Annotated in this window: 6 protein-coding genes; 3 read left to right on the forward strand and 3 right to left on the reverse strand. The window is 69.8% G+C overall.

Translation table 11 applies throughout. From position 1 onward, the window contains the following. Window positions 1-413 precede the first annotated feature (413 nt). Window positions 414-824, forward strand: a complete 411-nt coding sequence (locus ACZ7KX_RS42350) for a VOC family protein (RefSeq protein WP_387692121.1) — start codon at window positions 414-416, stop codon at window positions 822-824. A gap of 235 nt (window positions 825-1,059) precedes the next feature. On the opposite strand, the gene ACZ7KX_RS42355 is transcribed toward ACZ7KX_RS42350, so the two are convergent. After that, window positions 1,060-2,703, reverse strand: a complete 1,644-nt coding sequence (locus ACZ7KX_RS42355) for a hypothetical protein (protein ID WP_470331288.1) — start codon at window positions 2,701-2,703, stop codon at window positions 1,060-1,062. 132 nt (window positions 2,704-2,835) lie between these two features. Beyond that, on the reverse strand, window positions 2,836-3,372 hold the full coding sequence (locus ACZ7KX_RS42360) for a hypothetical protein (protein WP_470331289.1): 537 nt from the start codon (window positions 3,370-3,372) through the stop codon (window positions 2,836-2,838). Between the two features lie 141 nt (window positions 3,373-3,513). On the opposite strand from ACZ7KX_RS42360, the gene ACZ7KX_RS42365 reads away from it, so the two are divergent. Both ACZ7KX_RS42365 and ACZ7KX_RS42370 read left to right on the forward strand, forming a co-directional pair. After that, window positions 3,514-3,843: a hypothetical protein gene (locus tag ACZ7KX_RS42365; RefSeq protein ID WP_470331290.1), complete on the forward strand. Its 330-nt coding sequence runs from the start codon at window positions 3,514-3,516 to the stop codon at window positions 3,841-3,843. A 715-nt stretch (window positions 3,844-4,558) separates the two neighbouring features. Beyond that, window positions 4,559-5,536, forward strand: coding sequence for a hypothetical protein (locus ACZ7KX_RS42370; RefSeq protein WP_470331291.1), 978 nt, complete (start codon window positions 4,559-4,561; stop codon window positions 5,534-5,536). Window positions 5,537-5,592: 56 nt separating this feature from the next. Here ACZ7KX_RS42370 and ACZ7KX_RS42375 read toward each other — a convergent pair whose 3' ends face one another. Continuing rightward, window positions 5,593-6,063 carry a hypothetical protein gene (locus ACZ7KX_RS42375; protein WP_470331292.1) on the reverse strand — a complete coding sequence of 157 codons (471 nt, stop codon included), beginning with the start codon at window positions 6,061-6,063 and terminating at the stop codon, window positions 5,593-5,595. Window positions 6,064-6,430: the final 367 nt, after the last annotated feature.

Consider the following 6,430-nt stretch of genomic DNA (forward strand, 5'->3'; position numbering starts at 1 on the left):
TCACCCGAACCCCGGCCAGCACGCCAGTACGGCCAACGTTCACACGTACGAGCGATCACGAAACAAGAGAAACGGGACTTAACGTCCACTCAGTGTGGCGGGATCCACCGGTGCAGCACAGAACTTCTCGATCAACTCGGAGGCAGGCGCCGGTCTTCAATGAGGACGGCGCGGTGAACGTCCCGGCGACGGACAGCTGCACCCCCGGGCGCGCGGCAGCAGGTTGAGCGGCCCGAGGGCTAAGCGGCTCCGCCGAAGTCCGCTGCTGATCCGCACCTGCGGTACAAACCTGGCCGCCCCTGGTGAACGGGGTCTGGGGGCGAAGCCCCCAGGAACTCTCTGTTCCCGCACCTCAGCGGAGCTGCTCAGGGTTTGTCTCGAAGTCGGGTGTGAGCTTGTGACAAGATCACGGGATGCTGCGACTCACCGATTTCATTATCGACTGCCCGGACACGATGAAGCTGGCGGCTTTCTACTCCGAGGTGACGGGCCGTCCGATCAAGGAAGGCAGCTCCGAGGACTGGGCTGGCATCCAGTTCGGCGAGATCGAGCTGGCATTCATCCGGGTGGATGACTACCGCGCTCCGCAGTGGCCCGACAGCGAGCACCCCAAGCAGTTCCACCTCGACTTCGAAGTGGACGAGATCGAGTCCGAGCAGCGCCGCGTCCTCGACCTCGGCGCGACGCTAAGGCAGGACTTCATCGGCCCCAACGGCTACGGCTGGCAGGTCTACACCGACCCGATCGGCCACCCCTTCTGCCTGTGCCGCAACAAGGGCGTCATCTGGACCGACCAGGGCCCGATTTGGCCCAAGCACGACTAGGCCTGGGCCCGTCTGCGTCCACGAACAGCCCGGATTGCCCGAGCCCCCGCCGTCCTTCCTTCACCCGCCGTCGGACAGCTGACAGCCACCTCCGCGCGGCCGGCCGGGGCTTGAACTTGCTCACGCCATGGGGCGGGAATGTCCAGCATCCTGGACATTGATGTCGCATCCCTTTGACATCCCGCACGCGGAATGTCCCCTCCACGGGACGCCTCGCATAGACCTGGGCCGTGGTTCAGCCGGTGGCCCAGGCGGCCCACGATGCCTCCGATGAGAAGGCGGCGGCCGGGATTCCGACGCTCTCCCAGGCGCCGGGGTAGATCTCGCCGTAGCGGCGCCCGTAGGCGACGGCCAGGGCTGGCGGGTAGAGCAGCCACAGCGCCGGGATGGTGCGGAGCTCCAGCTCGGCGTACGGCTCGCCGGGGTGGGTGAGGCGGCCGTTCAGGATGCCCTTGGTGTGCAGGCCGGCCCACACCGTGGACACCTGATCCGGCGCGTCGCGCCCGGACTCCTTGCCGCAAACCGCGGGCGGGGTCAGCCGGCGGGGCAGCACCGTCCCGTCGACCCAGGCGAACAGGTGCGGCAGGTCCAGAATCCGCCACAGGTGGGCGCGGTGGGTGCCGTCCACGTGCATCGTGTGCAGGGGACCAGCCGGACCGGCCAGACGGTTGAGCTGGACCGGCGACCCGCCGAGCATGGCCTCCCTCAGCAGGCCAGGGACGTCGTCGCAGGCCAGCCACTGACGGATCGCCGTCGGGATCCACACCGCGCCCGCCCGCTCGCCGTCCCGGGCGATCGTCCCCCACGCCTCCGGGTCGGGGGTGCGCACGATCGTCGCCGGGTCGACCCAGGTGTAGGCGCCGGCCAGGGTGTGCTGCTCCTCGAGACCGTCGGGCCAGGGCACCAGGTCGGGCAGCTGCGCCGCCCTGGTGTTGAGGTCGGTGCAGCGGTCGGTGAAGAACCCGGGGACGTCCTCGGGCGCGAGGCGCTCGCGCAGGGCTCGGAGAAGGGCGGCGACCTGGTCGGCCTGGCCGCCGGCCGCGTAGTCGGCCTCGGCGCGTTCCACGTGGTCGGAGTCCCAGGCCGACGGCGCCACCTGCCGCTCCTCGGGCGTCAGGTTCAACCGGGCGGGCAGCTGGGTGGGCCGGCCTGCGGGGTAGTGCACCTCGGGCCACGCCGGCGGGGTGCTCCAGCCGGCCAGCTGCGACTCGAAGGCCGCGGGCAGCACCGACTGGGCGCGGATCCGAAGACCCTGGTCCGAGCGCGCATCGAAGGAGCGGTCGGGACCGGCCGTGACGGTCCAGCGCATCCGGGACACGACCTGCTCGCGTATGGCGGCCAGGCGCTGCTCGAAGTGGGTGTCGGCTGCCCGGATGTCGCCGCTGGTGCGCGCCGCGACGAGGTCGGCGACCGTCGGCGACCGGTCGCCCCGCAATGCGGTTCGGTCCACGGGCAGCCCGGCCAGGATCTCGCGCAGCACGCCGGTGGCATCGTCGAGGCGCTCGGTGACAAGCCGGGCGCCGGCGGCCAAACCGGCTGTGTCCAGGTGCTCGCTGTCCAGGGCCACCAACCACTGGTGCACGTAGTCCTGCAGGACGCGCACGTTGTAGAGGGCCCGCAGCGGACCGCTCTCGTCCATCACCGGGGCGAGCGGTGCCTTCTCGGCCCACCACTTCGTCCCGCGCCCGTCCGCGGTGTCGACCGTGTGCAGCAGCCGCTGGAAGTCCCCGGCCTGCTCCAGCCAGTCCTGGACCACCTTCGCTGCCCAGACCAGCTTCCAGCGCCGCCAGTGCGGGAGCCGCTCCACTCCGGCCGCCGTCCGGCAACTGCTCCTCGGCGGTGCCGCGCACCGTGGGCAGGCCCAATCCCTCGTGGTCATCCCGAGATCGTAGGCGGACCCGGACCAACTGCCGCGCCGCGCCCTGCCCGCCGCCCAGCGGCGACAGATGAGCCACGAAGCACTCGGCCGTGGCCCGACAACTGCCCACGGCCGAGCCTTTGACGGACCGCGTCACGCTGGTCGCTGAACCGCCTCCACCCCGGAGGCTCCACCTGTGCCCGGCCACACGTCGGGTCCCCCGCCGCGCCACTCGATGTCCACATGGTGATTGTCGTCGTCCGGGCAGTGCCCGGACTCCATGGCGACACCTCCCAGGAGGTCCACCACCTCCCCGGCCGAGGACGCGATCCCAACAGGTGCGCCTCCGGCGCTGACCCGCCGGAATGTCGCGGTGACGCGGTGCACGACCACAGGGGAGGGCCACAAGCGCCGGCTGTCCGGGTCCAGCACGACTCGGGTCCGGCAGCTTCCCCCAGCCGGGACGGGGCCGTCGTCGCGAGCCGCGGCGGTCCTCGGCACCGAATCCAGGCCGCGGGCGCTCAGGAACGTGATCAACGCCTCGACATCCCCCTGCAGGTCCCTCAAGAGGGTGACGGCCTGCTGTCGGCGAATGGGATCATCCGTTCCAGTGGCAAGCAACCCGTAGGCGCGGTTGAGCTTCACGACCGCGTCGCCGATCTGTCGGAACTCCCTGGAGGCTTCGGGCATAGCCGACACTCTGCCAAAAAGCTCCGAGCCGTCAAACCCGTCCGAATCCGCAACAGCCGCGCGGTTCCTACGTCTTGGCCAACCGGCCACTCCGGGCCTGGAACACTGTGCCCGAACGGTGAAACCTGCCAAGGAGCACAGATGACCAAGCCGGAGACCCCCTGGTTCCCAGGCCCTGACAAGCTGCCCTGGACCACCCACCTCATCAGCCCCACCGGCGACCGCCATCTCGGGTTCAACGACACGGACGGCCGCTTCTACAGGCTCTGGGAGCACCGCGCTCCGGAACCCCTGCATGCCGGTGATGCGATCCTGCTGCGCCCCAGCGACATCGACCAGATCATCAAGGTCGCCGCGATCTGGAACCGAGAGAATCCGACAAACCCGCGCGGTCACGAACTCACCGACGAGGTCGCCGCCGGCACGAAGGCGATCGTCCTCCACTACGCCGGCGTGAAGCGCATCACCTGACAGCGCCTCCAGCTCTCGGGCCGGGCTTCGGGACGGCCAGCCAGAGACCATGAGCGCCGCACCCCAGGCGCCGCTGGGGTGCTCGCGCGGGCGCGCCCGCAGCCGCCGACTGAGGAGCTGAAACTCCAGGCCATGAGGTGCGTTCCCTCACCATGACCAAGGTCGTCCCGGACTTCGGCAGCACCGGGTACTGGCCACCACTACCCTCCACCACCTGCGCCAGCACTTCATGCTGAGCCGCGCTGGGGCCCCCGGAAGATCCCGCCCCACTGAGCTGCCACCCCGAGTCGCCCTCAAGACCGTGCTTCCAGGTTGGGAAGCACCTGATGAGCGAGGGTCCGGGATCGCGCTCTAGTGGATCAGAACGGGCTCCAGAGCCCGCCAGGCCTCGAGCGAACGGCCGACGGGAGGCAGCCCGGGAGATGCCGGGCATGTCGCGGCAACCGGCTGCGGCTGTGCGTCTCCGCTGGCTGTACCTCGCGGGGATGAACGCCATCGCGCCTTCAGCGCGCCGAATCGCCGCTCCAGGCCCAGGTCTGCTCTGCTGTTCGCGGGCAGACAGAGCGCCCGACCGTCGAATGCCCCACGGCCCCAACTAGGCAATCGAGTTCGGTCCCGAGCCAACGCACTCTGGGCAGTACCGCACAACAAGGCCGCCGATCCGCCGAAACAGCGCATCGCCGAAGGGGCCCGGCTGCGCATGAACGGATCCGCCATGACCGACACCTTCACGCACCTCCAGCGCGCGGCCAAGCTGCGCAGCAGAGTCACCGGCGAGAAGCACCGCGCCGTACTGGAGCGGCTACTGCGCACCTGGGAGCCCGGCCAGCCAATCATCCCGAAGGCGGCCACCATCGAACAGGCCCGGCTGGAGAACACCGTGCTCCACCGCGGCCAAGGGCTCTCCACCGTCTCCGCCTACCCGATGGGCATCCGGTCCCTTCAGCCGGAGGAGAACGGGCTGACCATCACGCTGGAACCCGAGCCGTACGCGGTATGGCACTGGGCGAACGGTCTGCTCCCGGTAGACCCCGGCCCGGGCAACGAGATGCACGGCATCGGCGGACTGCGCTACACCACCACCAACCACCACGTCGTGCTGACCCAGCTGGGCACCGGGGCCACGATCAGGCTCACCGGCTTCCCCATCCAATGGTGGGAGCGAGCCGCCGCCTCCGTCGCCGAACAAGCCCTCGTCGTGGGAGAGCACCCCTGCTTCCGGGCCGCGGAAAGGTGCCGGGCCGAGCACGACATCGAGCAGTGGCGGGCCGCCAGCTGCCGCGACCCCCACTTCAGCAGCGCCCTGCTGCGCCGGATCAACGCCACCGCCTTCCCGGGGGGCTACGGCGGCAGCGACGTGTGGTCCGATCCGGACCACCCCGGGTGGACCTGGACGCTGGAGGTGATCAGCGTCCCGGACCACTCCCGGCTGCTCAGGCTGCTGACCCACCCGCTGGTCGGCCTGGACCTCACCCTCACCGACCGGTGGTGCCACTGCGACCGCCCCGACACCGACCGGTTCGGCCTCGGAAGCGACCGATCAGGGTGCGTGATGATGCTGGCCAGCACCGACAGGCTCCGCAAGTTGATGGTCCGGGACCTGCGATGGCTGGACGACCGCCGGGCGCGGGAGCGCGCGGCCGGGAACCGGGCGGCTGAGAACGCCAGAGCATTCAAGGTATACGCCGTATAGGCGAGACGTTGGAGGTATCCAGCCGCTCGCCCGGCAGTTCGGCCGTCAGCCGGCCCTTACACCGATTGGCCCGGGCGGGCGGGCGACCTCCTGTCCACGGTCATGAGGTCGATGACATCAGCGCTGGTCAGAGCCATCGGCGAGGTGACGGCGGCGCCACTGGGCACGGGTGGTGTGACGGCTTGGCGTACCTTCTGGAGTTGGCCGCGCCGCCATGCGGCTGTCCGGCACGATGACCGGTCGTACTTGGCATCGCGGCGACGGCCGTGACCTGGGACGAAGCGCTTGCCACAGACGGGACAGGCCCGCGTTACCTCGCGCTTTTTGCCGTTGAGGATGGCGAAGCCGATCGTCACAGCCTCGGCGTGATGGCGCCGATCCCGGCGGTGAGCCGCCTTGCAGGCCGGCCGGTCGAAGCGCGCGTCGGACCGGGCGCTTGCACGTAGCGGCTTCCCACAGTGCAAGCACCGGCGAACGACCTCGTCCGCGTCGGTCTCGCCGGGCTGGCTCGGGCTGGCCTGGGCCATGTGTTCACGGTACGCCCCGACTGCAGGGATAGGCAGGTCCGGCCGAGGCTCCGCTGATCACGCCGAGGCCCTGAACTGATCAAGCGAGAGCCGAAATACTGGGGACCGAGGGTTCGCGCGTCGACGAGCGGTGGCGCGGACCCTCGCCCTTCCCCTCTACGCGACGTTCATCGGGACCAGTCGCCATCGCCCGGGGTACTCGGCCCCGCAGTCCGCGCAGTGCGCGCGGTACAGGGCCCAGGACGGCCTGTCGGTAACGGGTGAAACGAGGGCCACGGACAGCGGATCAAAAGCGGGTCACTTCGTGATCTCTTGATCATCCTGACTTCACTGGTACGGGAGTCAGGAGGGAAGAGGTGATCGGGGT

This window comes from Kitasatospora sp. NPDC038210 (genome assembly GCF_055600605.1).

Excerpts from the sequence above, each read along its gene's own strand:
- ACZ7KX_RS42375 (WP_470331292.1), bottom strand. The coding sequence starts at position 6,063 with ATGGCCCAGGCCAGCCCGAGCCAGCCCGGCGAGACCGACGCGGACGAG.
- ACZ7KX_RS42370 (WP_470331291.1), top strand. The coding sequence starts at position 4,559 with ATGACCGACACCTTCACGCACCTCCAGCGCGCGGCCAAGCTGCGCAGC.
- ACZ7KX_RS42355 (WP_470331288.1), bottom strand. The coding sequence starts at position 2,703 with ATGACCACGAGGGATTGGGCCTGCCCACGGTGCGCGGCACCGCCGAGG.
- ACZ7KX_RS42350 (WP_387692121.1), top strand. The coding sequence starts at position 414 with ATGCTGCGACTCACCGATTTCATTATCGACTGCCCGGACACGATGAAG.
- ACZ7KX_RS42360 (WP_470331289.1), bottom strand. The coding sequence starts at position 3,372 with ATGCCCGAAGCCTCCAGGGAGTTCCGACAGATCGGCGACGCGGTCGTG.
- ACZ7KX_RS42365 (WP_470331290.1), top strand. The coding sequence starts at position 3,514 with ATGACCAAGCCGGAGACCCCCTGGTTCCCAGGCCCTGACAAGCTGCCC.